38 protein-coding genes and 1 pseudogene are annotated in these 26,177 nt (G+C 41.2%); 35 read left to right on the forward strand and 4 right to left on the reverse strand.

Annotated elements, in window-relative coordinates; genetic code table 11:
• The first annotated feature begins 11 nt into the window (after positions 1 to 11).
• From BW961_RS11195 to BW961_RS11340, 30 genes are all read left to right on the forward strand, one after another.
• Positions 12 to 1,490: a phage portal protein gene (locus tag BW961_RS11195; protein WP_244555934.1), complete on the forward strand. Its 1,479-nt coding sequence runs from the start codon at positions 12 to 14 to the stop codon at positions 1,488 to 1,490.
• A complete protein-coding gene (locus tag BW961_RS11200; RefSeq protein ID WP_139331616.1) occupies positions 1,459 to 1,770 on the forward strand; it encodes a hypothetical protein in 312 nt (103 codons plus the stop codon). Before BW961_RS11195 ends, BW961_RS11200 begins: the two co-directional genes overlap by 32 nt.
• A complete protein-coding gene (locus BW961_RS11205; protein WP_068586902.1) occupies positions 1,767 to 3,302 on the forward strand; it encodes a minor capsid protein in 1,536 nt (511 codons plus the stop codon). Before BW961_RS11200 ends, BW961_RS11205 begins: the two co-directional genes overlap by 4 nt.
• A gap of 2 nt (positions 3,303 to 3,304) precedes the next feature.
• The gene (locus BW961_RS11210; RefSeq protein ID WP_068586904.1) at positions 3,305 to 3,550 is read left to right on the forward strand and encodes a hypothetical protein; all 246 of its coding nucleotides are present in this window, start codon (positions 3,305 to 3,307) and stop codon (positions 3,548 to 3,550) included.
• Between the two features lie 142 nt (positions 3,551 to 3,692).
• Entirely contained in the window at positions 3,693 to 4,295 is a 603-nt protein-coding gene (locus BW961_RS11215) for a phage scaffolding protein (RefSeq protein WP_068586906.1), read from the forward strand.
• A 22-nt stretch (positions 4,296 to 4,317) separates the two neighbouring features.
• Positions 4,318 to 4,629, forward strand: a complete 312-nt coding sequence (locus tag BW961_RS11220; protein WP_068586908.1) for a hypothetical protein — start codon at positions 4,318 to 4,320, stop codon at positions 4,627 to 4,629.
• A 29-nt stretch (positions 4,630 to 4,658) separates the two neighbouring features.
• Positions 4,659 to 5,684, forward strand: coding sequence for a major capsid protein (locus tag BW961_RS11225; RefSeq protein ID WP_068586910.1), 1,026 nt, complete (start codon positions 4,659 to 4,661; stop codon positions 5,682 to 5,684).
• 15 nt (positions 5,685 to 5,699) lie between these two features.
• Entirely contained in the window at positions 5,700 to 5,969 is a 270-nt protein-coding gene (locus BW961_RS11230; protein WP_068586912.1) for a hypothetical protein, read from the forward strand.
• 34 nt (positions 5,970 to 6,003) lie between these two features.
• Complete coding sequence (locus tag BW961_RS11235) at positions 6,004 to 6,381, forward strand: hypothetical protein (RefSeq protein ID WP_068586914.1); 378 nt, start codon at positions 6,004 to 6,006, stop codon at positions 6,379 to 6,381.
• Positions 6,381 to 6,737, forward strand: a complete 357-nt coding sequence (locus tag BW961_RS11240; RefSeq protein WP_068586916.1) for an ABC transporter ATP-binding protein — start codon at positions 6,381 to 6,383, stop codon at positions 6,735 to 6,737. Before BW961_RS11235 ends, BW961_RS11240 begins: the two co-directional genes overlap by 1 nt.
• Positions 6,737 to 7,162: an HK97 gp10 family phage protein gene (locus BW961_RS11245; RefSeq protein WP_068586918.1), complete on the forward strand. Its 426-nt coding sequence runs from the start codon at positions 6,737 to 6,739 to the stop codon at positions 7,160 to 7,162. The genes BW961_RS11240 and BW961_RS11245 overlap by 1 nt, the downstream gene beginning before the upstream one ends.
• 4 nt (positions 7,163 to 7,166) lie before the next feature.
• Positions 7,167 to 7,592 carry a phage tail terminator family protein gene (locus BW961_RS11250; protein WP_068586920.1) on the forward strand — a complete coding sequence of 142 codons (426 nt, stop codon included), beginning with the start codon at positions 7,167 to 7,169 and terminating at the stop codon, positions 7,590 to 7,592.
• Complete coding sequence (locus tag BW961_RS11255) at positions 7,585 to 7,779, forward strand: hypothetical protein (RefSeq protein WP_068586922.1); 195 nt, start codon at positions 7,585 to 7,587, stop codon at positions 7,777 to 7,779. The genes BW961_RS11250 and BW961_RS11255 overlap by 8 nt, the downstream gene beginning before the upstream one ends.
• A gap of 1 nt (position 7,780) precedes the next feature.
• Positions 7,781 to 9,097 (forward strand): phage tail sheath family protein, encoded by a 1,317-nt coding sequence (locus BW961_RS11260; protein ID WP_068586924.1) that lies wholly within the window; start codon positions 7,781 to 7,783, stop codon positions 9,095 to 9,097.
• Between the two features lies 1 nt (position 9,098).
• A complete protein-coding gene (locus BW961_RS11265; protein ID WP_068586926.1) occupies positions 9,099 to 9,563 on the forward strand; it encodes a phage tail tube protein in 465 nt (154 codons plus the stop codon).
• A 23-nt stretch (positions 9,564 to 9,586) separates the two neighbouring features.
• Positions 9,587 to 10,009 (forward strand): phage tail assembly chaperone, encoded by a 423-nt coding sequence (locus BW961_RS11270; protein WP_068586929.1) that lies wholly within the window; start codon positions 9,587 to 9,589, stop codon positions 10,007 to 10,009.
• 246 nt (positions 10,010 to 10,255) lie between these two features.
• Positions 10,256 to 10,603 carry a hypothetical protein gene (locus BW961_RS11280; RefSeq protein WP_068586930.1) on the forward strand — a complete coding sequence of 116 codons (348 nt, stop codon included), beginning with the start codon at positions 10,256 to 10,258 and terminating at the stop codon, positions 10,601 to 10,603.
• Between the two features lie 46 nt (positions 10,604 to 10,649).
• Positions 10,650 to 12,758, forward strand: coding sequence for an APC family permease (locus BW961_RS11285; protein WP_068586932.1), 2,109 nt, complete (start codon positions 10,650 to 10,652; stop codon positions 12,756 to 12,758).
• Positions 12,751 to 13,428 carry a LysM peptidoglycan-binding domain-containing protein gene (locus BW961_RS11290; protein ID WP_068586934.1) on the forward strand — a complete coding sequence of 226 codons (678 nt, stop codon included), beginning with the start codon at positions 12,751 to 12,753 and terminating at the stop codon, positions 13,426 to 13,428. Before BW961_RS11285 ends, BW961_RS11290 begins: the two co-directional genes overlap by 8 nt.
• Before the next feature lie 4 nt (positions 13,429 to 13,432).
• Complete coding sequence (locus tag BW961_RS11295; protein WP_068586936.1) at positions 13,433 to 14,398, forward strand: XkdQ/YqbQ family protein; 966 nt, start codon at positions 13,433 to 13,435, stop codon at positions 14,396 to 14,398.
• Positions 14,398 to 14,736, forward strand: a complete 339-nt coding sequence (locus BW961_RS11300; RefSeq protein ID WP_068586939.1) for a DUF2577 domain-containing protein — start codon at positions 14,398 to 14,400, stop codon at positions 14,734 to 14,736. Before BW961_RS11295 ends, BW961_RS11300 begins: the two co-directional genes overlap by 1 nt.
• Entirely contained in the window at positions 14,733 to 15,146 is a 414-nt protein-coding gene (locus tag BW961_RS11305) for a DUF2634 domain-containing protein (RefSeq protein ID WP_068586941.1), read from the forward strand. Before BW961_RS11300 ends, BW961_RS11305 begins: the two co-directional genes overlap by 4 nt.
• Positions 15,139 to 16,197 carry a baseplate J/gp47 family protein gene (locus BW961_RS11310; RefSeq protein ID WP_068586943.1) on the forward strand — a complete coding sequence of 353 codons (1,059 nt, stop codon included), beginning with the start codon at positions 15,139 to 15,141 and terminating at the stop codon, positions 16,195 to 16,197. Before BW961_RS11305 ends, BW961_RS11310 begins: the two co-directional genes overlap by 8 nt.
• Entirely contained in the window at positions 16,194 to 16,748 is a 555-nt protein-coding gene (locus BW961_RS11315) for a putative phage tail protein (protein ID WP_068586944.1), read from the forward strand. Before BW961_RS11310 ends, BW961_RS11315 begins: the two co-directional genes overlap by 4 nt.
• Positions 16,741 to 17,352, forward strand: a complete 612-nt coding sequence (locus BW961_RS11320; RefSeq protein ID WP_068586946.1) for a tail fiber protein — start codon at positions 16,741 to 16,743, stop codon at positions 17,350 to 17,352. Before BW961_RS11315 ends, BW961_RS11320 begins: the two co-directional genes overlap by 8 nt.
• Before the next feature lie 18 nt (positions 17,353 to 17,370).
• Positions 17,371 to 19,707 (forward strand): glycine-rich domain-containing protein, encoded by a 2,337-nt coding sequence (locus tag BW961_RS11325; protein ID WP_068586947.1) that lies wholly within the window; start codon positions 17,371 to 17,373, stop codon positions 19,705 to 19,707.
• 13 nt (positions 19,708 to 19,720) lie between these two features.
• On the forward strand, positions 19,721 to 20,017 hold the full coding sequence (locus tag BW961_RS11330) for a hypothetical protein (protein WP_068586949.1): 297 nt from the start codon (positions 19,721 to 19,723) through the stop codon (positions 20,015 to 20,017).
• Positions 20,017 to 20,154: a hypothetical protein gene (locus BW961_RS30490; protein WP_169810306.1), complete on the forward strand. Its 138-nt coding sequence runs from the start codon at positions 20,017 to 20,019 to the stop codon at positions 20,152 to 20,154. Before BW961_RS11330 ends, BW961_RS30490 begins: the two co-directional genes overlap by 1 nt.
• A 110-nt stretch (positions 20,155 to 20,264) precedes the next feature.
• Entirely contained in the window at positions 20,265 to 20,672 is a 408-nt protein-coding gene (locus BW961_RS11335) for a phage holin family protein (protein WP_394327623.1), read from the forward strand.
• Positions 20,669 to 21,274: a M23 family metallopeptidase gene (locus tag BW961_RS11340; RefSeq protein ID WP_068586951.1), complete on the forward strand. Its 606-nt coding sequence runs from the start codon at positions 20,669 to 20,671 to the stop codon at positions 21,272 to 21,274. The genes BW961_RS11335 and BW961_RS11340 overlap by 4 nt, the downstream gene beginning before the upstream one ends.
• Before the next feature lie 446 nt (positions 21,275 to 21,720).
• Here the strand turns inward: BW961_RS11340 and BW961_RS11345 are convergent, their stop codons facing one another.
• Entirely contained in the window at positions 21,721 to 21,870 is a 150-nt protein-coding gene (locus BW961_RS11345) for a YqzL family protein (RefSeq protein WP_076576824.1), read from the reverse strand.
• A 492-nt stretch (positions 21,871 to 22,362) separates the two neighbouring features.
• Positions 22,363 to 22,602: a glycine zipper domain-containing protein gene (locus BW961_RS11350; protein ID WP_068586954.1), complete on the reverse strand. Its 240-nt coding sequence runs from the start codon at positions 22,600 to 22,602 to the stop codon at positions 22,363 to 22,365.
• A gap of 430 nt (positions 22,603 to 23,032) precedes the next feature.
• On the opposite strand from BW961_RS11350, the gene BW961_RS31725 reads away from it, so the two are divergent.
• Positions 23,033 to 23,182 (forward strand): hypothetical protein, encoded by a 150-nt coding sequence (locus tag BW961_RS31725; RefSeq protein WP_169810307.1) that lies wholly within the window; start codon positions 23,033 to 23,035, stop codon positions 23,180 to 23,182.
• Positions 23,183 to 23,548: 366 nt separating this feature from the next.
• The gene (locus tag BW961_RS11355; protein ID WP_082867522.1) at positions 23,549 to 24,349 is read left to right on the forward strand and encodes a hypothetical protein; all 801 of its coding nucleotides are present in this window, start codon (positions 23,549 to 23,551) and stop codon (positions 24,347 to 24,349) included.
• A gap of 109 nt (positions 24,350 to 24,458) precedes the next feature.
• Here BW961_RS11355 and BW961_RS11360 read toward each other — a convergent pair whose 3' ends face one another.
• Complete coding sequence (locus tag BW961_RS11360; RefSeq protein WP_068586959.1) at positions 24,459 to 24,875, reverse strand: YhjD family protein; 417 nt, start codon at positions 24,873 to 24,875, stop codon at positions 24,459 to 24,461.
• Between the two features lie 142 nt (positions 24,876 to 25,017).
• Here BW961_RS11360 and BW961_RS11365 point away from each other — a divergent pair, with 142 nt between their 5' ends.
• Positions 25,018 to 25,290, forward strand: coding sequence for a YolD-like family protein (locus BW961_RS11365; RefSeq protein WP_068586961.1), 273 nt, complete (start codon positions 25,018 to 25,020; stop codon positions 25,288 to 25,290).
• Between the two features lie 164 nt (positions 25,291 to 25,454).
• Here BW961_RS11365 and BW961_RS11370 read toward each other — a convergent pair whose 3' ends face one another.
• On the reverse strand, positions 25,455 to 25,673 hold the full coding sequence (locus tag BW961_RS11370; protein WP_068586963.1) for a helix-turn-helix transcriptional regulator: 219 nt from the start codon (positions 25,671 to 25,673) through the stop codon (positions 25,455 to 25,457).
• A gap of 74 nt (positions 25,674 to 25,747) precedes the next feature.
• Here BW961_RS11370 and BW961_RS11375 point away from each other — a divergent pair, with 74 nt between their 5' ends.
• Positions 25,748 to 25,939, forward strand: coding sequence for a helix-turn-helix domain-containing protein (locus BW961_RS11375; protein WP_068586965.1), 192 nt, complete (start codon positions 25,748 to 25,750; stop codon positions 25,937 to 25,939).
• A 25-nt stretch (positions 25,940 to 25,964) separates the two neighbouring features.
• Positions 25,965 to 26,171, forward strand: a pseudogene (locus BW961_RS11380) (manganese catalase family protein); the annotation flags it as partial.
• Positions 26,172 to 26,177 lie beyond the last annotated feature (6 nt).

Genomic DNA, 26,177 nt, shown 5'->3' on the forward strand with positions numbered 1-26,177 from the left:
GAGGTTAAGACTTGAGTACAACACAGGATATTATCCGAAACCTAGATGATAATGCACCTATGACATTACGGGAGATCATCACACAAGAATTGAGTGACTTCAAAGGTTCAGAACGACGCAAGCTCATGATTACGGGTCAAGAGTACTATGAGATGAAGACAGACATTTTGAAGAACCGTAGAACAGGGATAGGTGAAGGTGGTCGCGTTATAGATGTTGAGAACTTGGCTAACAACAAACTGGTGCATGGCTTCATACGTAAGCTTGTAGATCAGAAGGTAGGTTATCTACTATCTAAACCATTCAGCATCCAAACTGATGGCAACGAACCTTATAAGGAAGCATTAGAGGGCTATCTAGGTAAGTCATTCAAACGACTACTTCGTAATGTAGGTAAGAATGCCATCAATAAAGGCATTGGCTGGATTCAAGTGTATTACAACGACAAAGGCGAGCTATCTTTTAAGCTAATACCTTCTGAGGAAATCGTGCCGTTGTGGAAAGATGCAGCTCATACCGAATTGGATGCTATCATTCGTTTCTATGATGTTGAAGTGTATGAGGCTAAGAATAAGGTAACAGTCACCAAGGTTGAGTTTTGGAACCTAGAAGGTGTTAAGAGATACAAGATTGATTCTCATGTCACAGGCCAACTCATACCAGATGAAGATGCAGGGGCTGATACAAGTCACTTTGCTGTTGTTGGTGAGGATGATGTTGAAGAGCCTTTGAATTGGGAACAGATACCCTTCATACCGTTTAAGTACAACGCTGAGGAAATGCCTCTGGTTAAAGTGTTGAAGACATTGGTGGATAACTACGATAAAACTATGTCAGACAATGCCAATAACCTTGAGGACCTACCCAATAGCACCTATGTATTGAAGAACTACGATGGTGCCAATCTAGGGGAGTTCAGAAAGAACCTTTCATTATATAGAGCTATAAAGGTAAGTGGTGATGGTGATGTAGATACACTAAGCCTTACTATCGACACTGAAGCCTTTAAGACTCATGTAGGTATGTTACGTAAGAACATCTATGAGTTTGGGCGTGGATTGGATACACAATCAGAGAACTTCGCTCAGGATAAATCAGGTACGGCCATTCGGTTCTCTTATGGCGACTTGGACCTGGATGCAAATGATTTAGAGAATGAGTTTCAAGCAGCCTTAGAACAGCTCATATGGTTCATTGACCAACACCTATTCAATACCGCTAAGGTTGATTACTCAGATATTAACGTAGACATCCTATTTAATCGGGATATTTTGATCAATGAAACAGAATCGATCACCAATGCTAAAGATAGTGTAGGGATCATTTCAGATGAGACCATTGTTGCCAATCATCCATGGACGACAGATACACAGGCTGAATTGGATCGCATCAAGAAAGAACAAGAGTCGGTCATGGATGATTACCCTAGTTTAGTAACTAAAGACCAAGGAGGTGGTAATGATGATGATAACCAAGCAAACAGCAACTAAGGTAAATGAACTTATATGCACGTTGTGTGATAATGTGGCATCTGCTGGTAACCCTGCGGAACAGGTTGAAGGCATCGCACGACTAATAGATTCATTGGGTGGAAGTGCATATGAAATATTCAATCCTGTTGTAGGATTTGAAACTGGTGGGTTTTGCTCTCAGGAAGAAGCAGACGCGCGCACTAAACGCCCTCGAACAAGTGAAGTTGATGTAATAGTAAATAAAATCAAGCAAGGGATAGAAGCTTCAATGAAATCGGGGAATGGGATTAGCTCATGAAGCCAGACTACTGGAAGAAACGTAGTGAGCAGATAGCCCGGCGTCAATTCATCAAGGCAGATGCCTTTGAGGTTGCACAGCGTAAAGAATATGACAGAGCTATGAAGAGTATGCAAAGAGATATCGAGGTCTTCTATCAACGGTATGCGACTAATAATGAAGTTACTATGGCTGAAGCTCGTAAGCAACTAACAGCAGGTGAATTGAAAGAGTTCAAGATGACTCTTGAGGAGTTTACCGAGAAGGCAAAAGATAACGCGGATGGTCGATGGACACAGGAGTTAAACAATGTGTATTACAAGACTCGTGTAACTCGATTAGAAGCGTTACAAACTCAGATCGGGCAACACTCAGAGATGCTTGCAGGAAGTCGACAGGAAAGCACAGAGAAGCTTTTAGGCGATATCTATACTGATACCTATTACCGCAATATTTACGAGATTCAAAAAGGTTTTAGTATTGGAGGATCTTTCGCTCATGTGGATGATGAGGGATTAAAGAAGGTCTTAGGGTCGAAGTTGGATGGTCGTAACTGGTCACAGCGGATATGGGATGATCGTTCTAAGGTGAGACAAGAGCTTCAAAGAAATCTATCACAATCTTTTATACGGGGAGATAGTATTGATCGTACCGTTAAAAGTGTAATTGAACGAATGAGTGTGTCGCGCTCTAACGCTGAACGGCTAGTCCAAACAGAGAGTGCTTTTTTCGCTGGTCAAGCAACGGCAACTGGATACAAGGAAAGTGGTGTTGTACAGCAATATGAGGTATTGGCAACACTGGATACTCGCACAAGCTCAGTATGCAGGGAAATGGATGGAAAGGTGTTTAAGCTATCCGAAATGGAAGTGAATGTTAACTACCCACCATTCCATGCGAGGTGTCGTACAACAACTGTTGCACACTTCGATGACGATGAGGATATTGGCGAACGTATAGCAATGGATCCTGATGGCAACACCTACTTTGTTCCTGGTGATATGAATTATGAGGATTGGTATCAAAAGCATGTAGTAGATAAATACGGCCAAGAAGAATTAGACATCATGAGTAAGAAAGTCTTAAGAGAATCAGCAGATAAAAATCAGTTCAACCAGTACAAGGAAGTTTTAGGTAATAAAGGACCTAAATCCTTTGCTGCATTTCAGGACATGAAGTATAATAAGCCTGAAGAATGGTTGACTACGAAAAGCTTGTATCGAGATGTTAATTGGCAACTAAAAGCACAAGGGAATCTCTTAACGGGCAGTGTGCATAAGGTAGAAAAAATAGGCGTGCCTAATAGTGTGTTTGATAATTATAAAGATGGTAAATTAGAGTCAAGACGTTACTACGGTAACACAGGCAAGACGAGGCTTGATATTGATTTGACGAATCATAGAAATGCAAAAATGCATCCAATTGTGCCTCATGCTCATACCTGGGGGGATAAAATTGATGCTCCTGACGGAATTAGTAGAGAGATAGATGGTAGAGAACTCACTCTGGCCGAAAAAATTGCGAATAAAAACATTATCGGAAAGGATAGATAACCGTGGATTATGGCAAGTTCGAAAATTTAAAGGAATTAAAAGATTCCATTGAAATTGGACTAGATATTGAATGCTTTATTTTTGGTGAAAGGTACTATATAGGTTGGTCGAATCATAAACGAGTCATAGCATTGTGTCCGGATGGTGATGGTGATTTTTTTGATACACTTGAGGAAATGCTAGATTTCCAAATCGAAGGTAAGGCCTTAAAAGATATTTGGCAAGATATCGAAATATATAGTATGTAACGAAGCACTTTCAACCGTCACTGGTAGGGGTGCTTTTTATTATGTCTATTTCGTCTTTTTGGTATTGTAGACGTAAAAGAACAAGACAAATTCCATGGTTCGTAACCCATGTAAAACAACGTGATTTGAAAGGGTGATTGATATGAACAAAGAGCAGTTAATGGCATTGGGGCTAACAGAGGAACAGGCAAATAAGATTGTAGAAGGTTTTGGAACGATGATCCCGAAAATACGCTTTGATGAAGTGAATGATGCTAAGAAACAAGCTGAATCAGATCTGAAGGATCGAGATAACCAACTCACGGACCTGAAGAAGTCAACAGGTGATAACAAAGCGCTCCAGGAACAGATTACACAGCTGCAGACAGACAACAAGACAGCATCAGATAAGTACGATGCGGAGGTAAAAGCTCTAAGAATCAACACGGCACTAAAGTTGGCTCTTGCCACTGATACACACGATCCTGATCTAGTTGCTGGATTACTAGACAAAGCAAAAATTGAATTAGATGAATCCGGTAACGTTAAATCAGGACTGGATGATCAGATCAAGAGTCTTCGTGAATCGAAGGCTTTTTTGTTTGCTGAGAAAAAGGAAGATAAGCCGCCTCTCTTTAAAGGAGCCAAGCCGCCAGAAGGTAACGGGCCCAAAGATAGTGATCCAAACGACATCGGTAGTAACTTCGCTAAAGAAGCTAACTCAAAAGGTACACCTGCATCAAAAGCCCTGAATCCGTGGGGTTAAAAATTCTAAGGAGTGAATCTAAATGGCATACGTAAGAGGAATTAAAAATTATAGCAACGTTAACTTTTTAGCATCATCGAGTGTGGAGTCATTCACTACTATTGTGAGCGACACTGGAGTGGCTGTTGTGGACGGAAAGAAAATCGTTAAGGCGGGTACAGTGTTACCAACTAACGATGCTTCAGCTAAGGGTATTTTGTACAACGATGTGGATGTGACTTATGGGCCGCAACCAGGTGCATTGATCGAAGAAGGTTATATCCTTGAGGCACGATTACCTGTTGTACCGTCTGCACTCGCTAAAACAGCATTAAAAAAGATTACATTTAAATAAACAAACAAAATGAAGGGTGGAAAACCACAATGGCAGATATTTTTGAACTATTTAATCAAAAAACAGTGTTGAGTTACCTAAAAGAGCGAGTAATTACCCCATATCTAGGAGAAACACTATTTCCCGAAGTTAAGCACGATACGTTAGAATTTGAATACCTAGTAGGGGCTAGTAATTTACCAGTAGCAGCAAAGATTCACGCATTTGATACACAAGCTGAGATTGGTTCCTTGGAATTTAATGATCAAGCGTTGGAAGCAGCCTACATTAAAAAGAAATATCAAATTAAAGAGAAAGATTTGATAGCACTACAATTCCCTCGCACTCCACAAGAACAACAAGCATTGGTGGGTAGAGTGTTTAATTTGATCGACAGAGCAGTAGGAGATGTCCGAGCAGAGGTTGAGGTTATGCGTATGCAAGCCTTAGCCGATGGTAAATTATCGCTTGCAATTGATGGTGGTGGGATGTTAACGGTGGATTACCAAGTGCCAACGGGTAATAAAGAGGTCCTAGCAGGTACGAATATTTGGGGGACAGGAACTGAGGATATCATTGGCGATCTAGAGCGTTGGGCATCAACCTTGGATGAAAAAGCAACACGCGCTATCACTTCCAATAAACTCGCTAGTCAAATTTTGCGCAACTCGAAGATTATCGGCTACCTATTTGGTAAAGATAGTGGACGTGTCGCAACGTTAGGTGATCTAAACAGTTTCCTTACTTCACACCAATTACCAACCATTGCAACATACGATGCTAAATACCGTGTTCAAAGTGGAAATGGTACGTATACGACAAAGCGTTACTTTCCTGAGAATAAATTTGTCATGTTTGGCGATAGCACTTTAGGCGAGACTTTGTACGGACCAACACCTGAAGAAAGCCGCTTGTTGCGTCAAGGTAACGAAGAGGTAACCAATGTAGGGAATGTAATCGGTATGGTGTACGAAGAAGGTCTAGATCCAGTGTCCACTTGGGCGAAAGCTGCTACAACAGCAATCCCGTCTTTCCCTGAAGCTAACAACGTATTCCAAGCTCAACCAATGGCATAAGGAGGGTAAATAGAGATGAAAAAGGTAGAAGTTATTGAAATCCCAGTGAGGTATAACGGTGAGACATATGTAGCAGGTCAAACATTTGAGATCGAAGTGCAACACATTGCTGGTATTCAGCAACACGTCAATGTTATCTCTGAGGATAAACCGTTTGAGGAAATGAAACTGGACGAGCTGAAGGAATACGCGAAGTCCAAAGAAATTGAATTAGGTAAGGCGACAAAGACTGAAGATATTCTTGCAATTATTATAGAAGCGCAAAAGGTGGCAGCGGGCGAATAACCCCTGCTTCTTTCTTTTATAGGGGGCTACAACAATGACTGAACTAACGGAGAAGGTCGAAGCTATCATTAAGCGGCGTTGGAATCTACCAGTTAAGTATGATTTTCTCATGCTTTCCTACATTGATGAGGCAGGATTCCATATCATGAATTATATCAACCGTTCCTCTATCAGTCAGATACCTGAACCGCTACTGTACACATGGGCATCCATAACAATGGGTGCTTTTTCTGCACAACAAGGTCACATTGAAGAGTTGGACGACTTCTTAGGCGGCGGGGAAACAGTGAAGTTAGGAGATACTTCTGTTACTCCAAGTAAAAGTTCAGGAGGAACCATTGGTTCTGCTGTTGAGAGCGCAATGATAGGTCATCATGCTGATTTGGTTCGCCATCGTAAGGTGGTGTGGTAATGAATGTGAGAAGGCACCGTAAGGCAATTGAAAAGCTGTATGAGGACAAATGCACAATAAGCCGATATGGTCCAGTTAAACAGCCAAACGGAAGCACGAAGCAAGAGCTTCAAGCGATTCATACTGACAAGCCTTGCCGAATCTCTCAGAAGTCATTAGGAGCTAACGGACAGACAGAGTCAGTTAATAACATTTCATACGAGACCAAGCTTTTCGTATCACCTGATATTGAGATCAAACAGGGCGACACTGTAAATGTGACTCGCGGGACTCTAGTACGACTGTACACAGCAGGAGAACCCTATCCCTACTCAACACATCAAGAGATCAATTTACAACGTAAGGATAAAGCCTGATGGCTAAATGGGGTAGTTTTGACTTCGGACAGATGGATCAGATGGCAAAGAGATTTAAAAAAGCGCTGGATGAACGAGTTATTGATCGTTGGATCAGAGAGTTCCTTTTGGAAATGGCCTATCGTGCAGATCGGAAGATTAAAAAGCGTACGCCTGTAGGTGATACAGGTGAGTTGAGGCGTAATTGGCAAGTAGGCAAAGTTGAGAAGCAAGGCGGCGCCTATGTAGTCGAAATATTCAATAACACTGAATATGCTTCTTACGTGGAACACGGACATCGTACTGGCAAGGACTTAACTGGATGGGTTGAAGGTCGCTTCATGATGACGATATCCATGCAAGAGATGGAACGTGAGTTGCCGAGATATATAGAAAAGAAGCAAATGGAGCTGCTCAATCAGTTAATGAACGGCCGTAAGGGGTGAAGCCGTGGTAACAATAAATAACGTACTTGATGGTGTGATATTGAAGCTGAGCCAAACCTTTCCGAACGCAGATATATATGGTGAAGAGATCAAGCAGGGCCTAAAAGAGCCTTGCTTTTTTGTTAAGCTTTTTCCCGTTGCGCAGGATAAAGAGTTTGGTAGGCGCTATAAACGCTATCACACATTTGATGTGCATTACTTTCCACTATCAACGGAAGACGCAAATGTTGAGATGCATGATGTAGCTGAGAAGTTATATGACACGCTGGAATGGATATCAGGTCCGCACCATGGATCTAAGATGACTCATGAAATCATTGATGGCGTGCTTCATTTCTTTGTTTCATATGACTTCCATATCATGCGTCCAAAACAAAATTATCCGAAGATGCAAACTCTCACTGAGGAGGGATTTATTAAAAATGGCTAAAGCTGAAGATAAACCGGTAGATGAGCCGGTAGTTACTCAAGGGTATACCAAATCACAGATTACTGATTCCAAGAGATTCACAGGACAACGAGACATCTTGAATGGGCTGTTGGAGGATGGTAAGACATACACGATTGAAGAGGTTGAAAGTATCACCAAAACATTCTTAGGAAAGGAAGTGAAATAACGTGGCCGGAGGAACATTCGTAACTCAAAACAAAGTAAGACCAGGAGTATATATCGAAACTAGCTCAGTGCCAAAACCATTAGGTGCTTTAGGAGAGCGCGGTATTACAGCATTAGCTCTTACACTTCCATGGGGACCATCTAAGCAGCTTATTACTGTAGAGGCAGGGGCTGACACGTTCGATGTGCTTGGATACGACATCACAGGCGCTTCACTACTATTGGTCAAAGAGTCTCTTAAACGAGCAAAGACACTGCTCTTATACCGTTTGAATGAAGGTGTTAAAGCTACTGCAACATTAACAACATTGACTGTGACAGCTAAATACGGCGGCGTACGTGGTAATGATATTTCAGTCATTATCCAGACCAATATAGATGATCCTGCAAAGTTCGATGTTACTACACTTGTATTGGGCGCTGTAGTTAACACACAGATCGTTTCAGGTATTGCAGGACTCATGACTAATGATTGGGTAGTGTTTAGCGGAACAGGCTCTTTAGCTGTCACGGCGGGGTTACCACTTGCGGGTGGTGCCAATGGTACGGTGACCAATGCTGATCATACCGCATTCCTATCAGCCTTGGAGTTACAAGAATTTCAGACCGTTGGATTGACTACGGACGAAGCGCAATTGAAATCAGTCTACACAGCCTTTGTTAAGCGCCTTAGAGAAGACGAGGGCAAGAAAGTACAAGCAGTTGTGCCAAACTATCCTATTGCTGATTACGAGGGTGTAATAAGCGTTAAAAACGGCGTGGTCCTATCTGATGGAACAACTCTCACTAATGCTCAAACAGTAGCATGGGTGGCAGGGGCAACGGCAGCTGCTAACGTTAATGAAGCACTCACCTATAGTGCTTATGATGATGCCGTAGATGTTGTACCGCGTTACACCAACAGTCAGATCATAGCAGCCTTGAACGCTGGAGAATTCCTATTCACGGCTAGTAATGGTAGGGCGATTGTAGAACAGGATATCAACACTCTCCAAAGCTTCACAGTTAAGAAGGGGAAAGAGTTTAGGAAGAATCGTGTTATTCGGGTATTGGATGGAATAGCCAATGACCTTAAAACGATATTTGAGAAATTCTATATCGGCAAAGTAGATAATAACGCTGATGGCCGTAATTTACTAAGAAGTGAAGCAATTAACTATTTCACTACATTACAGAATATCAACGCCATTCAAAATTTCGATGCACAAAACGATATTACGTTTATCCAAGGTGTTGAATCTGATGCGGTATATGCTGAGAGCTTTGCTCAACCAGTGGATTCGATTGAGAAAATATACTTTAGATTGAAGGTGAAGTAGTATGTCATTCCTAAATATAGGGGACACGATATCCGGTCAAGAAGGTCGGGCGTATGCGACAATCGGTGGGCAAGTGGAAGAGATGTTCTACGTCAAAACCCTAGAAGCTACCGCTGAGAAGAACAAAACCGAAGGGAAGACACTAGGAAGACGAGGAACGCAACATAAAGCTACCGGTTGGACAGGCACAGGTAGCATGACAATCTATTATGTTACATCTCGCTTCAGACAATTGATGCTGGAATATATCAAGACTGGTAAAGATACGTACTTTGATATCACTATCATAAATGATGATGAAGGTTCGACAATCGGAAAGCAGACTGTGGTACTTAGAGGTGTTAACTTAGATAGCGTCATTATGGCTAAGGTTGATACAGAAAGCGAAATACTTGAAGAAGATGCTGATTTTACGTTTGATGATGTAGATATTTTAGACCAATTTGTAGCCCCGACGTTGGGTTAATAAAATAATAGGAGGAATTATAAATGAGCGATTTAAGTATGTTTTTTGCACAGAATGCAGCGGTTGAGGTAGCAGAAGAAGTCGAAGTATCTACACGCTTTAAGGATAAAGACGGTAAGGTTGGGAAGTGGAAGTTACGTTCTATCACTGAGGATGACAACCAAGAATTAAGAAAGTCAGCAACTAAGAAAACGAAAGGCAAGAACGGGATGTACACTTCTGATCTAGACACGAATGAGTATCTTTCAAAATTGGTAGTCGCTTGCGTCGTTTATCCCGACTTGAAAAATGCTGAGATCCAAAAGACATATGGCGTAATGGGCGCGGAAAAGCTTCTTCGCAAAATGTTACTACCAGGAGAATTCAGCGCTTTAATGGAGAAAGTCCAAGCTATGAACGGATTTGATCAGGATATGAATGAGTTGGTGGAAGAGGTAAAAAACTAATAGAGGGGGGCGATAGTGAGGCTAACCTAGCTTACTATGCCCTCCACGAATTACACATCTTACCGCACGACTTAATGAGTATGAGGGCAGAGGAACAAGCTGCAATCTATGCCATGATATCTGTAAAGATTAAAAGTGAGAAGAATCAACCGAAACCAAAAGGTAAGGGGTGTAAAAAATGATAGACCAAACCTCTTTAGTTTGATAAGGTTATTGGAAAATATGACCTACTCAGGGGGTTTGGCTATGGGAGCGAAGAATGCGGTTATCGCTGGAGATTATGAAAGAAGTAAGTTTCTTGTGTCGAAAGGAAAATTGATTATCGCTATCGGTTGGAAAGGTAATGTAACAATATCAAAAGACACCGTGGAGTCATGGGAAGAGATGAGTGAGGAGCATACCAAGAGTGCCGCAAGTGCTATTGGTAGAGGGCTCGTTGGATCACTTATCCTTGGGCCTGTCGGATTGCTTGCTGGGCTAAGCGCAAAGAATAAAGGGACTCACGTAGTGGCTATACAATTTAAAGATGGTAAAAGAAGTTTGTTTGAACTAGATGACAAACTTCACAAAGTATTGGTAACGTCAATGTTTTAACACCCTAAACATGGGTGTTTTTTTATTGTTTGGTAGGAGGTGTGCAATGGCAACCGTATCATCTAGTCTTAAGCTATTTGATTCAATGAGTGGTCCGCTGAAGAGCATTACATCGAGCATGAATATGGTGATCACTACCATGCAACAGATGCAAAAAGCAACTGACAAAAACGTTAATGTTGATAAGAGTTTAATTGCAGCTAAAAAGCAAATAGCGGCAGCGGAAGCGGCGATAAAATCATCCGTCGATCAAGCTACAAGTAGCCAAAATAAATTTAACCGATCTCTCAAAGAAGGAAAGAGTCAGAGCTCAGGATTGTTGAGTAGCATTAAGGCAATGGCAGCTGCTTACCTAACAATAGAAGGAACCAAGTCACTTATCGGAGCTACGATGGGTGGTTCTATGGAACAGCAGAAAATGAAAGATATGTTTATTGCACGAACAGGCAATGCCCGAATAGGTACGGCAATGTTCGATCAATTTAAACGGGACGCATTGGCCGCTGGACAAGATGTAAATAAATCATTGCAAGGTACACTATCGTTCTTCTCTACAACTCAAAACACCGATCAGTTAAAACAGTTAAACAATCTCGCACAACGCATGAATGCGTTTGATAGTGCCGGTAACGGCATAGAGGGAGCTACCTTTGCATTGAAGGAAGCAATGTCAGGCGATATTGTTTCATTGGCAGAACGATTTAATATGTCTAAAACGGATATTAGAGCTTTTGATATTGACAAACTCGGTAAAGCTGGGGATATGGACGGGTTTATTAAAGCCTTCGATAAACTCCTTGAAAAGCAAAAGATGGGACAAGCTGCTTTTGATACCATGATGGCGAGCCCGGTCAAACAATTAGAAACTCTCGGTAATAAGGTTAGATCGAAATTTGCGGATGCAGGCGGCGCGGCAGTTCAGGCACTCTTGCCACTGATAACATCAATTAACAAAGCGTTCGGAGAAAAGAAATTCGAACCATTTTTTAATGCACTAAGCACAGGATTAGCAGGGGCAACATCACTTGTTGTGGGCTTAGCAAATGGCGCAATGTGGTTAGGTGATGTTATAAAGACTTACTGGCCTGAGATTATCGCGATATTAGCTGGAATTGGTACAACAATCGCTCTGTTGGTGATACCTAAACTATGGGCAATGATACCGCCGTTGTGGGCCGCCACAACGGCGGTATGGGCACAGGCTACGGCTTGGTTGGCTATTAACTGGCCCATCCTCTTAATCGGTCTAGCAGTAATTGGTTTCATACTCATTCTTCAAAAAATGGGAGTTTCATTTGGTGAGGTCATCGGGTTTATGGTTGGTTGGTTCATGATGTTTTACGGTTTTATATATAACAAAGTAGCGTTAATATGGAATATATTTGCGAGTTTTGCAGAGTTCCTAAACAACCTCTTTATCGACCCTATCTACGCGATACAAAAGCTTGTCTATGACTTAGCTGTGACCTTTGGTGGGCAAATGATTAACATGCTCCGTAGTGCGGAGGACTTTGCTGGGGGATTTATGAAAACGATCCTTAGTGGTATTAACGGTGTATTAAAGGGGTTCAATTGGCTAAGCAAAAAAATATTGGATATGACAGGTATGGATGTATTGGGCACAGCTGATATGTTTGACGTTGAAAACATAAATTCCATGTCCGATAGAATGCAAAGCACTATCGATCAGTGGGAAAAGCCAACAAGTACCAAAAATGTTGTTAACTTTGGTCGTATGGAAACAAAAAACCTTAAAGACCAATTTGACTCAGGATACAAGACGGGCTCTAAATTTGCCAACAGTCTGGATTTATCGTTACCTGGCACGGGTAAAAAAGATGATTTTTCCGCTTGGAATAAGGCGGCAGACGCTGCACGTAAGGCTAACGGTGCTGATGACAAAAAGAAAAAGAATATAGGTACGGTAGACAAAATCAAAGGCAAAGTGGATATCTCTAGTGAGGATCTAAAGGTCATGCGGGATCTTGCAGAGATGAAGAATATCCAAAACTTTGTTACTCTTACGCCTACTGTACAAGTTAAAACAGGTCCAATCAGCAATGAAACCAACCTAGACTCTATCGTATCTAAAATCACTACTCACCTTCAAGACTCTGTTGCATCGTCTGCTAAAGGGGTGTTTGCGAATGGCTGAGTATAGCATTGAGCTTAGCTATAATAATCATGAAGTGTTCTTTCAAATCCCTGTTTTACCTGAAGAAATTGAAATTGAGGGCGCAGGGAATGGAGAGACACATGATGTTGCTGGGTTGGGTGAAATAAACGTTATCAAGGCGCCTTCTTTGAAAGAGATCAGCTTTAGTGGTGTGTTCCCTGCTGATATGTCAAATGCAATACAGTCAGCTGGGTTTGATAGTCCAGCGAGCTTTATCCAGCGGATTGAGGATTGGATGAATAAGAAGCGTCCAATCCGTTTTATTTATGTCAGTAACAGCTTGAAAATAAACATACCAGTATCTATTGAGGATTTTAATTACAAAGAGGTTGGCGGTGCCGTTGGAGACTGGGAATACGACATCTCTTTGAAAGAGTTTGTTTTCTACGCTGCTAAGAAGGTTGTTTTTGCTAAAAAGGCAACAGCTACTAGTGCAAAGAAAACAGCTACCAAAACAGAACCGAAGCGTGCCGATGAACGAACCAAGCCAAAGACAGTCACAGTTAAGAGTGGTGACACACTGTTTATTATTGCGAAAAAGAATCTTGGTGATGGTGCGAAGTATAAAGAGATTCAGAAGTTGAATGGTATTACGGATGCCCAAGTTAAAAAGTTAAAAGTTGGGACTATAATCAAACTCCCGGGGTGATCACATGGAATTATTGATTGATAACAAAGACGGGAATGTGTGGGACGTATCGGATATCGTGAAAGATATAGGTTACCGTACAAGCAGGATCGGGAAGGCATCGTCCTTAGAGTTTACACTCATTGATCAAGGGATTTATCAAGACAAAAAATTCAAGTATCAGAATGGGGATATCGTAAGATACAGGGATGATGATCTGAATGTTTTTCTTGGATATATCTTCCGCAACGAATCAGGAAAAGGTGAAGATGTTAAGATTTTAGCCTATGATCAAATGCGCTATTTAAATGTAAGTCACACATATGCATTTACAAACATGAGTGCAACACAGATTGTTCAGAAGATAGCGAAAGACTTCGAATTGAAGGTCGGGAAGCTAGATGACACAGCTTATAAGATACCCGCCTTGCTATTCGACAACAAATCTTTATTTGATATGATTTGTGAGTCACTGGACAAATCCCTGATAGCTACCACGACTAATTTCGTGTTTTTTGACGATTTTGGAAAGCTTACACTTAAAAACATTTCGAATATGAAATATGGGTTTGTAATTGGAGAAGGCAGCCTGATGACGGATTATACGTATTCGAAGTCTATAGATGATGATACGTATAACCAAGTTATCCTATACCGCGATAACAAGAAGACGGGAAAGCGCGATATATACAAGATTAAAGATAGCAGCCGCATAAAGAATTGGGGGTTGCTGCAACTACCTCAGAGTGTGGATGAAGGCTTGAATGACGCTCAGATCAACGACATCTTAACTAGGCTGATGACTATGAAGAATCGAGAGACTAGATCATTAAAGATTGAAGCTATCGGTGACTTTCGGTTACGAGCTGGAATGTACGTAAATATCTACATCGAGCGTTTAGGCATTAATAAATTCTTTCTGGTGGACGAATGCTCACATAAAAAAAGCGGAACTAATCACACGATGTCATTGGAATTGAGGTTGGTATAATGCTCGATGTTATCAAGCAAGCAGCATTAGATGTCATTAAAGCCAGTGGTCCCACAGCTGTAATGTTCGGAACAGTGTTATCTATAAGCCCTTTAGAAATTAGTGTGGATCAGCGCCTAATTCTAACAGAGGCTTTTTTAATTGTTCCCGAATCGATAGGGCGCTTTGAAATCGATTTGAAACACGTTCATGCAATCATTGGTTTACCCGATACCAAGGAATCATTACTGGAAAAGATAGTGATTAGGAAAGGGTTAGAGAGTGGTGACAAGGTGATTCTGCTACGTGTACAAGGCGGTCAACAATTCATAGTGATGGACAAGGTGGTGAGTGGATGATACCCCAAAGTGACATTGAAATGTCGGATGAAGAATTAGAACCGGTTGCCTTACCGAGTAGAACATACAAGCTTGATCTAGTGAACAAAAGAATCAGCAGTCAAACGATTGACGGATTGGAAGCGATCAAGCAAGTCGTGTTCAAGATTCTTTCAACAACTCGTTTCGAACATCTTATTTATAGTAATGACTTTGGTAGTGAAGTGGATCTATCTGCCAATCGTGGGCGCTCTGTGTTTGAATCTGAGATCGAACGATGGGTTAAGGAAGCATTGACACAAGATGATCGGATTATAGCTGTAACAAGCTTTAAATTTGCTTATGAACTTGATAATGCATTGATTCAATTTACAGTTGAAACGGAGTATGGAAGATATCAAGAAACAAAGGAGGTGGGCAACATTGTATGAGGATCAAACCTATGAAAATATCCTAGAACGCATGCTAGACAGAGTACCAGGCGGCATAGACAAACGAGAGGGATCGATAATTTATGACGCTTTAGCTCCTGCCGCTACTGAGCTTGCACAAGCCTACATTGAATTAGAGATTAATGCTAATCTTCGCTTTCCTGATACTGCCACAGATGAGTATCTTGAGCGCTCTATTGCTTGGTCAGGCATTGTGCGGAAGAAGGCAAGTAAAGCTCAATTAAGAGGAGTGTTCTATAGCGGTAGTAATGCTTTGTTAGATATACCGATCGGGAGCCGATTTTCTTTAGGGGAATTGAATTACAAAGCTACTGAGAAACTTTCATTAGGAAACTACCGAATAGAATGTGAAATTGCAGGTTCAGAAGGTAATCGTCATTTCGGGGCAGTCTTACCGATTGATTACATTAATGATCTTGGCCGCGGAGAAATAACAGAGTTACTTGTGGCGGGGGAAGACAAGGAAACAGACGAGGCGCTTTACGATAACTATCAAGAGAGAATTTCACGTCCTATCACATCAGGAAACAGATATCAGTATGAGGTGTGGGCAAGGGAGGTGCCGGGAGTTGGCAGAGCTAGGGCTTTTCCTCTTTGGAACGGTAACGGGACCGTTAAAGTGGCTTTATTAGACGGTGACATGCGTACTCCTGCAACAGCTATAGTCAATGCGGTACAAACATACATTGACCCCACTCAGGATGGCATGGGGGAAGGGGCGGCACCTATTGGGGCGATTGCAACAATTGTAGGAGCTTCAGAGGTGCCAATTAACATATCAGTTACAGTTGTTCTTGCTACTGGCGCAAGTATTGAGGATATCAAAGAGCAAATTGAGAATGGGATGAAGGCATATTCAAAGGACCTAGCGTTTAACGATCCGCTAGTTAGGTACACAAGGGTTCAGAGCATCATCTTAGGGATACCTCCAGTTATCGACTATTCGAATTTGCTTGTAAATGGAGGAACGCAAAATATTCAGATTCCTTTGGATTCTGTTGCAGTCCTAGGGGTAGTGAACGTGTCATGACAGCCGTTGAGAGATTAAGGGAACACTTACCTGATTACTATGATGAGATCGTAGAGATGGACACTCTGACAGCAACAGAAGGCATTGAGTTTGATAGGCTATATTCAGACATCGAGACACTATTGAATGAGTCATATCCTGAGACAGCAACCATATTTCTAGATCGATATGAGAGTGATCTCCAGATACCTATTGAGCCCACTAAGCCAGCAGTTCAGAGACGGTCCGTAATTATATCTAAGATGCGTGGTAGCGGTAAGGTGTCAGGTTCTATGCTCAAGAATGTTGCTCAAGCCTATGATGGCGGAACGGTTGATGTAGGGGTTGATGTATCTCATTATACGATCGTAATTACGTTCATTGATTCCTTAGGTATACCTCCGAACCTTAATGATCTTAAACAGGCCTTAGAGGATATCAAACCTGCTCATATGAGGCTTGAATATAAATTTCGCTTCCTATTAATAGGTGAAATTCACAACGTCATGACGTTAGGTGAGATAGAGGGAATAACATTATCAAATTTCGCAGGAGGTGAGCCTATTGTCTAGTGTTACACCAAATTTAGGATTATTAAAGAAAGACCCAACAACAGAAAGAAACGATACATTTAATATCAAAACGATGATGAACGACAACTGGGATAAGATCGATCAGGCAGTAGGAGAAATACGTGAAGAGGTTCAAGATATTGTTATTCCCGATGCATCACTAACGGTTAAAGGAATCACAAAACTGAATAGCGCTGTGAATAGCACGTCAGAGACAGAGGCAGCTACACCCAAGGCAATTAAAACGGTAAACGATGCTCTTGTGTTGCATAAGGCGGATTATGTGAATCATCCGGCGGTGGTCGATACAACAAATGTAGGGAACACCTATTCAGTAACATTACCTTCATTGACCGCATACAAGCACGGCATGGGTATCGTAGCTACTATAAATGCGGATTCAACGGGCGCGGCTACAATTCAAGCTAACGCACTAGGAGAGATCCCTTTAAGGAATGCACAAGGAAGCGCGATATCTAACCTCAAAAAAGACGGAGTGTACACATTTCGATACAGCGCGCCTAAAGCGGCTTTTATCTTACAGGGTGAAGGAGTTGATACCGCGCCATTAATTACATCCATAAACGGAATTTTAGGATCATAGGAAAGGATGGTGGTATAAATGCCTAATATAGTAGATTCAAAAGTTGCGACAGGTGCTTATGATACAAGTGGTAATGGCGGTAGGAAGTTAGTTAGGTTGAACAATGGTACATTAGTAGCGGTGGTTAAAGATACCGCAAATAATGCGTCTAAACTCTACAAGTCTATTAATAATGGTTCTACGTGGGCTAATTTTGCTACTGCTGGTTCGACTATAATGGGGGATGCTACTCTATCTACAAACGGTACACATATCTATTTAGCTTATTGTGCATCAAATGTATCCACCATGTTTATTAGATTTTCCGAAAGTGGTAGTCAATTGGATACAATTACAGTTGACCAATCACAAACAGCATTAGGAAACGTATCACTCGCTATCAACGAAGCAGGAACAGAACTTCACGCCGCATGGTCTAGTAAGAACGCAACATACCCTAGTAGTTCCAATATCCGATATGCAAAAGGGACTATTAATGCTAGTACGGGAGCAATAACATGGGGTGTTGCTGAACAGGTTACGAAATTCAATACAGCCTCTACAGATATTAAAAATCAGAGTATTGTGGTTAAAGATAATGAAGCAATTATTTTATGTGAGTGGACTATTAACCCACCCGCTAATTATTTTATTACAGCTTTAAAAGCATCGGGGCTTGCCTTTCCAGCGGATACCCTTACAAATTGGTCAAGATCATATGTTTATAACGTGACAACACATGCCCAACACGCACCATCAGCCATATTTGTACCTAAATCGGTGAACGGTCTAGCTAACGGGCGTATATGGGTAACATGGTATGGGATGGATTCTGTGGTGACCAGTTACTACAATATCCGAGTATCTTATTCAGATGATGGTGGAGTTACTTGGTCAGCTATGAAAAAGTTAACTACCGAAACTACCAAGCACATGGTTACACCTGTGATAACAGCCAATAAATTAAATCAAATATTCATATTGTTTCCTGATTATGTGCTTGGAACAGCTAATAAGGTATCTACTTCCAACGGATCGTCATGGAGTAGTCATGTAGTAGTAGCTAATGGCGCGGAAAATACCTATACATTTCCATCGGCGATATATGACCCGACATTTAACTTTGAGGAACCTTTGTTCATTTACATGAACCCTTCCTACATAGGGTTCTATGGGAAGTGGATAGTCTTGAACAACTCAGTTCCGCAAGGTTCAATTGGCACGAAAGATACTAAAAACAATCTACTCTCATATGCGATCACAACAGACGGCGCTATGTCCACGATCACAGAAAAAGTAAATGGTGTCACTGTAGGGTCAAAGACTGCAACGAGTGGGCAGACGAATGTAGTGGGTTTGTCTCAAGCGCAATGGGATGCTGTTACTTACGGGAAGTATGTTGATAGTCCCCAATTTAGAGAAAAGAACACATTAACCATCTCTATGGGTGCCGAAACTTGGACGTACACATTCGATAAGCGACTCCCGACAGGTGCGGGGATCGAAGAAGTAGCCAAGGCATTGCAGGATACACAAGGGGTTTTCCTTCCCGCTGTGAAATCGGAGATTTCCCTTGCAATTAGGGGGTTGGGTGGATCTGTTCAAGACAATGCATCATGGGAAACCTTTGTTAATGCTCTTAAATCAGTACCAAATCGTGCAGGAGATACGGCGGCGCTTGCGAGTTCGGTAGTAGGTACGACACTTAAATTGAGAGCGTCTAACGGTTATCGTGATGGTGTAGATGATAACGTGACGATTACGGATGCTAACTTTGCCAGTGCCAACATAGCAAACGGAGTAAATGTATTAGGGGTAGTTGGTACCTTGATGGGGGGCGCCCGCGGTCAGCAACAATACGGTGTACCCGGAACGTATAACTGGACTGTTCCAAGCGGGATAAACCGCATTACTCTTCTGCTTAGTGGTGCGGGCGGTGGTGGTGGTTTTTCTTACGGCGCAAATGGTGGCGGAGGCGGAGGCGGAGGATGCGCCCTAATTAAATCTGTAGACGTTACCCCGGGACAGGTACTGTCCTTCCAAGTTGGGGCGGGGGGTGCATTCGGTACTAGTGCCTCTCCCGATGGTCAAGCGGGCGGTAATTCGAGTCTCGGGGGCAGTACTTTAGCCTTCGGGGGATCAGGAGGAAGAAGCGGATCAGGCGGGTCAGGGCTTGGCGGTATAGGTGGTGACTCAATCGTCACAAACACTTACGGAGGCCCCGGAGGTACCGGGGGATTTGGTGGATCAAATGGCGGTTACGGGGTAGGTGGTGTATGTATGGGGTCAGGTCAAGCGGGTAGCGGTGGTAATGGCGGGTCTAACGGTTCTAACGGTCAAAAAGGTGCCGATGGCAGAGCGTTAATAATTTGGTAAAGGGGATGTTAATATGCAAATAGCAAGCGAACGTAAATCCGATACAAAAGCAAAGGTTTTAGCTTCATATACAGACGATACAATTATAATGAGTGTCGAGGTCGAAACACTACCAAATCCCGAAAACAAGCCGGGTAAAAATGCGGAGTTGCATATCAATCCAACAACAAAAGAATTATTCTATGAGTATGTTGATGTACCTTTATCCCACATTGAAGCCATGCTGAAAAAAGAGAACGAGGACTTGAGGGCCCAACAGAAGCTAATGCAGGATGCACTAGACGAACTGTTACTTGGGGGTGGCATGTAATGGCTAACTATTTAGCACAAAGGATCATTGATAAAGCACAAGATTATTCATATGTCATATCAAAGCGTCCCGACCTTAAAGAAGGCATAGACAAGTATTTAAACAACATGGACAGCGGTGAACTTATAATTACTTGATATACCGCTTACGGACGATTATACGCAACATCAACAGCACCCTAGATGGTGTTTTTATTTTGCCCTCATAACCATGGGGGCTATTTATATTGAATAGGGAGATGATAAGCGTGGATAGATTGGATTTGACATTAAAGTGGGGTATAGCATTCTTAGGATCGGCAGGGACTTATCTATTAGGTGGATGGTCAGAATTGATATCGTTTTTCCTTCTTGCGATCTTGATCGATTATGTCACAGGTCTGGCAGCATCAATTAAGGAAGGTAACGGGCTTAGCAGTAAAGTTGGATTTTGGGGGATAGCTAAAAAAGGGCTCATGATTCTTGTGGTTATATTAGCACACAGGCTAGATGTCTTGATGGGAACCGATGTGATCATGATAGGGTCCATTTACTTTTATCTTGCGAATGAACTTATATCAGTTACTGAGAATTACGGGCGGCTTGGGCTGCCATTGCCAAATAAGATAAAAGAGATTATAGCAGTTTTAAAACAGAAGGGCGGCGATCAATCATGAATCCATTTGAAATTTATAGGCTAACAAGTCCATTTGGTATGCGTATGCATCCCGTTGATCATGTTAAGAGATTCCATAGAGGTGTAGACCTCGTGATTTCACCATCTAACGGTGCACTTAAAGCATTTGTAGCTGGTGAAGTGTTACACGCTAAGATGGGTGTAACAGGCTCAGGATTCGGCAATATGGGCAATGTGGTAGCTATTAAAGATGACAAAGGCTATTTGCATGTGTATGCGCATTTGTCTGCAATAGCAGTTAAAGTAGGACAGCAAGTGGTCAAGGGTCAGGTTATAGGTAATCAAGGTAATACGGGTAAGAGTACAGGGGCACATTTGCATTATGAGGTCAGAAAGAAGTTTAGTCCTAGTTTTGGATGGACGGAAACTGTATCTGGCGTAGTGGAGCCTACCAAGTATTTGCAAGATTATTATTCCAAAGAGGAGGCACCAATCGTGGATAAGAAAGATGCAAATGCAATCATTGATAAGTATCTCAAGCCAGCATGGGGGGCAGCTAAGTCAGCAGCAGATAAACAGGAGATTGGTAGATTGGCGGATACATTGCGTGAAGCATCTGGACAAGCTAAGCAAAACGGATAATCAAATTCCCAAGCGCTTGGGAATATGAGTTTTTCTAGTTTTGGCATCGAGTTGGACAAACAGTTAAAATTACTGATATTAATGGTCAAAATGTAAGGGTTGCAACCGATAACGGTGACGAATATTGGACAAATTCAGAAAATCTTGAACCTTGTTAATAAATGGCATGACTTTAGACTCATCTAATATAAGTAAGGAATACTTACCTCTAACAGATTCTGTTAATAATGAGAAGGAAGTGTATCCTCCGGAGGATATTCATTCCTTGCACACTTTCTTTGCTATTGATCTTCAAGAAAAGTTCTTAGTTCTTCAATACCGTGATTACTCTCCTAAAACACTGGATAAGGACATAACAAGAACACGAATAACGAGAGTGTTAAATGAAGCGTTTATTGCAACTTACCATCACTGCCTCTTCCCCCAACCATTCACGGAGCAACCACTCATTCGTTCTTTTCATAATCAACCATCTCTTCTACCACTGGTTCTGTTGAAAACAACACCTGATCTGGAGATCCGCCTGCTTCTTTGAATAACAAATAAGCATCGACATCTCCAGTCATCGCAAAATACTTCCACGAAAAATCTCGCATACGTATTCATCCTTTCCTTTGGAAATGCGTCTGCATCTTCAAAATTAGGATGTGCTTTGTACGAGGTTATATGTGTTGCAATTCCTACCAACCAGAGCAAAAGCTCTAGCTTCCGCGGTGGAAGCCTAGATCACGAAGATCAAAGCACACTTGTGGGAACGGGTACGCACTGGATTTTTAGCATCAGCTCTAAAAACGGTGAGAATATGTCAGGGTTGTTGTCTGTTAAACTGGTAACCACTGAGGGAGAATAGCAGGAATCTCACGCTTTATTATAGAATACATAGAATAAATCGCCCGTCCTTCCAAGACTGGGGCGATTTTTCTTTTTTATTGCTTAATCGGAAGCACCGAGCGTGCAATCCGAAAATATTGGTAAAATACCCCACTAACCTTAATTGGTCGGTGGGGTATTTTTTTGTTTGGGTAAGGATAATTTTACTTGGCAGAAAAATAACATGGTAAGAAAACTATATCTTTGCTAGTGCCTGTTTATTCTGTTCGGTGTGTGTCGTTGTCGTTATCTTCAGTAGCTTTACCTACTTTATTTCCCAACGTTGCGCCTACGATGCCACCTACGACGGTTCCAACAGGGCCCAAAGCGGAACCCACGACGGCGCCCACAGCACCACCACCCATGGTTCCTACAACTTTACCAGTGTCAACGCCATCCTTATTGGTCGTGTCGCGATCAGAACCAACATTTAGATTACGGTCATTGTTTTTAGTCATCTAATCTCACTCCCTCTTTTTTATGAAGGCTACTACTTATGGCGTAGTCCCAAAATATATCTTGCCCTTACCAATCTGAAAGAATTCTTAATTATAAATCCAATTTAATTAGGGGCTTTTATTTGTTTCTAACCTCAACATAATCTCCCTTTAAGGTTCATCACCTACTATAAAGGTACCTCTTATTTTATGATGTATATGGTAAGGCCCCGCAGGATAATCCTGGCGGGGCCTTAGTGCGTTAAGGGTACATGTTTATTATTATTCGGGACACATGTTATATTTGACTGCTTGATACCTTGCTGACGTGAATGCTGGCAGGGTATTTTTTTTGTTTGGGTAAGGAATCTTTTACTTGCCATTAAACCCAATCTCAATTTTATATTTACCCATATAGTAAGGTGTATTCTAATTAAAAGGAGGAATTACTATGAGTGAAGTTGTTGGAGGAATTGACAGAGGATTTGACAGAGGATTTGATGGAGGTTACGGTGTGCGTGGATTTGGTGGTGGAGGAATAGGTGCAATATTAGTACTATTCATTTTGCTAGTTATAATCTCCAAAGCGTTCTTTATCTAAATTAATACTTCTTCATAATGTGGACCCTGCAGCCCATGGTAGGCCCTTTTTATTGGTAAGGAAATTTTTTTTACTAGCAACGGCTAGTAATCATTTACAAATTCACCCAAATATATTATACTAGTCGTAACATATACGGAAGCATCGTTATGCAATCCGAAAACATCGGTATAAATACCCCACTACCTTAACTGGTCGGTGGGGTATTTTTTAATTAAGGTAAGGAAACCTTTACTTAGCTTAAATAAACCACATTTCACCTATTCAACTCTCAAGTATATTGTAAATTTTTGTCGAATCAAAGACTGTTTGTTCGCCTATATTTAGTGTACGCTTTGAGTATACATATTAAGGAGATGAATGTTTGTGAAGAGTTGGAAGAGTGGAGTAATGAAGTTGTTTTTGGCTTTAATATTTGTGGTATCATTTTTTGTGTTTCAAACGAGCGCATTTGCTGCTACGATAGGCGAACAAATAAAGGATCCTGAAAATGGCTGGACACGGTATGATGATAGATCTGATTTTCTGATCTATGGGAATGGATGGGACAAGAAGACAGACAGTTCTGAGCACGCCCATGCAGATACCTATATGGGAACACAACATACTAAATCTGGGGAACTTAAGTTTAAGTTTAAAGGTACAAAGCTAAGAATAATTACTACCTTATCTACAACGTACTCCAAAAAAGTTGGAATAAGCATTGATGGAAAAACTGAATATTTTTCTCCCAATAGTTCAGTTACATATATAGGCTTAGCCTATGAAAAAACTGGGTTAGATCTTAATGTACATAATGTAGAAATTTGGACTGAAGAGCCAAGTTCCACTTATATTACATACGACTATCGTCTTGATGCAATCGATACTGACGGAGAACTGGTTGACTACGACACACCTACTAAAGAACCATCAACTCCAGATAAATCAGATCGCGCCATCCTCACAATAACCATGACGAATGGACTTGAGAAAGAATATGATCTTTCCATGTATGAAGTCAATGCCTTCATTGATTGGTACGATAGCAAGGATGCAGGAGTCGGATTTGCTAAGTATGCATTCAATAAAACATGGAATAAGGGGCCTTTCAGTAAGAGAACTGAATACGTAATCTTCGATAAAATCTTAACCTTTAACGTTGATGAATATTCTAATGAAGAGTAATATTTCACATTGATCCGTACCCTACCATTTTTGGTGGGGTATTATTTTTTTAATATAGGTAAGGAAATTTTTCCTGAGCAAATCAAAAGAGACAAAAGCATCTAAGCGGTCATTTTTCACCGAAATTACTCCTCATATCACCATTATCTTTATATTTACTCACATCAAGCCCTAAGTATTTCCTCATTAGTACATATACCTCTGCTTTAATTAATCCCCATTGTAGATGCATCTTACCATGATACCCTCGACACATGTACTCTGCATGCACACCGTTGGTCATTTGGTGTTCATCGTAAACTTTTATCCCTCTATCTTTAAAACTCTTTCTAACTACCGTCAAGTCTTTGGTTACTGCATCCATAGCTTGCTCAATAACTTCTAGGTAAGGGTCAGGAGTCTTCAATATGTCAAAGTCTTTTATAATACGCATATCTCTTTCGAAAGTCGTCAGGATAAGCGGAAGAACGATGTAAGACTTTATTAGCTCTATATCATCATCAACAATCATTTTAGGTAAAGACATTTTGATTCCTCCAAATCGTATAATAAGAACGTGTATTCGTATTATATGCCGACAGATATTAATTTATCAAATGTATTTATTTTCATTGTCATAAGAACGTATGTTTGGTATGCTCTGTAAACTACATAGAGGAGGCGTTTACATGAATGCAGTTCCTAAACCATCAGGTAAGAAAAGTACAGTAAGTCGTCCGAAACGTGACGATTTTGAGTTAGAAGAGTTGGCAGAGAAAATAGGCGAAGCTAAAGAGAGTTCTAAGCGTCTAAGGTTTGTCGTGTGGCGTAATAACGATTTAATTGAAGGTATAGTTACCGAGCTGGAACCAGCAACACAGAGAGTACATATACAGACTAGGGATAATGGTTTATTAAAGATTCTTTTTATCGACATTTTGAGAGCGGATAACATTGAGTAATATATTACCATTCATTCAGTCGACATAATCTGACATGCGATTAAGCTTATAAGGAGTATAATTTTCCATATCCCTTCATTTGAGTCTGAACCCTGTAAGGGATATGGCGCTCCAATATTTTAATGATGTTGTATACTATCAGTATACAACTCCAAGGGGGAGGCCTAATGGTCGCTCCAATCCCATTCATACAAATCTTCCATACGACAACGCACAAATTTAGAGATGGTTCTCATGACTGCTGGAGACATAAAAGATCTATTATTTACATAATGAGAAATCGCATGTCTTGTGTAACCTGTTTTGTTGGCTAAATCTTGCTGAGTCATATGGTTTTTTTTGAGATGGAACTCCAATAGACATCTCCCTTGGGAGAATGCCAAATCATTTTCTCCTTTCTTGGTAATTTGTTCAATTATATCTTTTTTAACATCATAAGAATACAGGAGATGAATAAATGATCAAAAGAATTGGTGAAGTGCGTACTGATTGCGGATATACAATTCAGGAAGTTGCTGCCTATGTTAATGTTCCGGAAAAAACTTTAATAGAATATGAAATCAATGCGGACGAAATGCCGATACTTACAGCCACTAAGCTTTTAAAACTGTACAAAGTATCAGCGAGTTCCGTCCGGTTCAACCCATAACATTTATATACCTAGTAGTATAATAGGTGACCCGTTAGCGGATCTTTATGAGGACATTGCTGCCGAGGAGAAAGCACGGGCTACATACCAGTGGCTGATTGATATGACGGATGATGTGGATTTACAAGATAGTTTGAAGTTCCTACGTGAACGTGAGATTGTTCACGCTTTACGCTTCAAAGAAGCCGTCGAGATGATCAAGGATGATCGGCAGGAGCAGAAGGTGTTTTAGATAGGC

It is taken from the genome of Paenibacillus macquariensis (assembly GCF_900156375.1).
Lineage (GTDB): Bacteria > Bacillota > Bacilli > Paenibacillales > Paenibacillaceae > Paenibacillus_AQ > Paenibacillus_AQ macquariensis.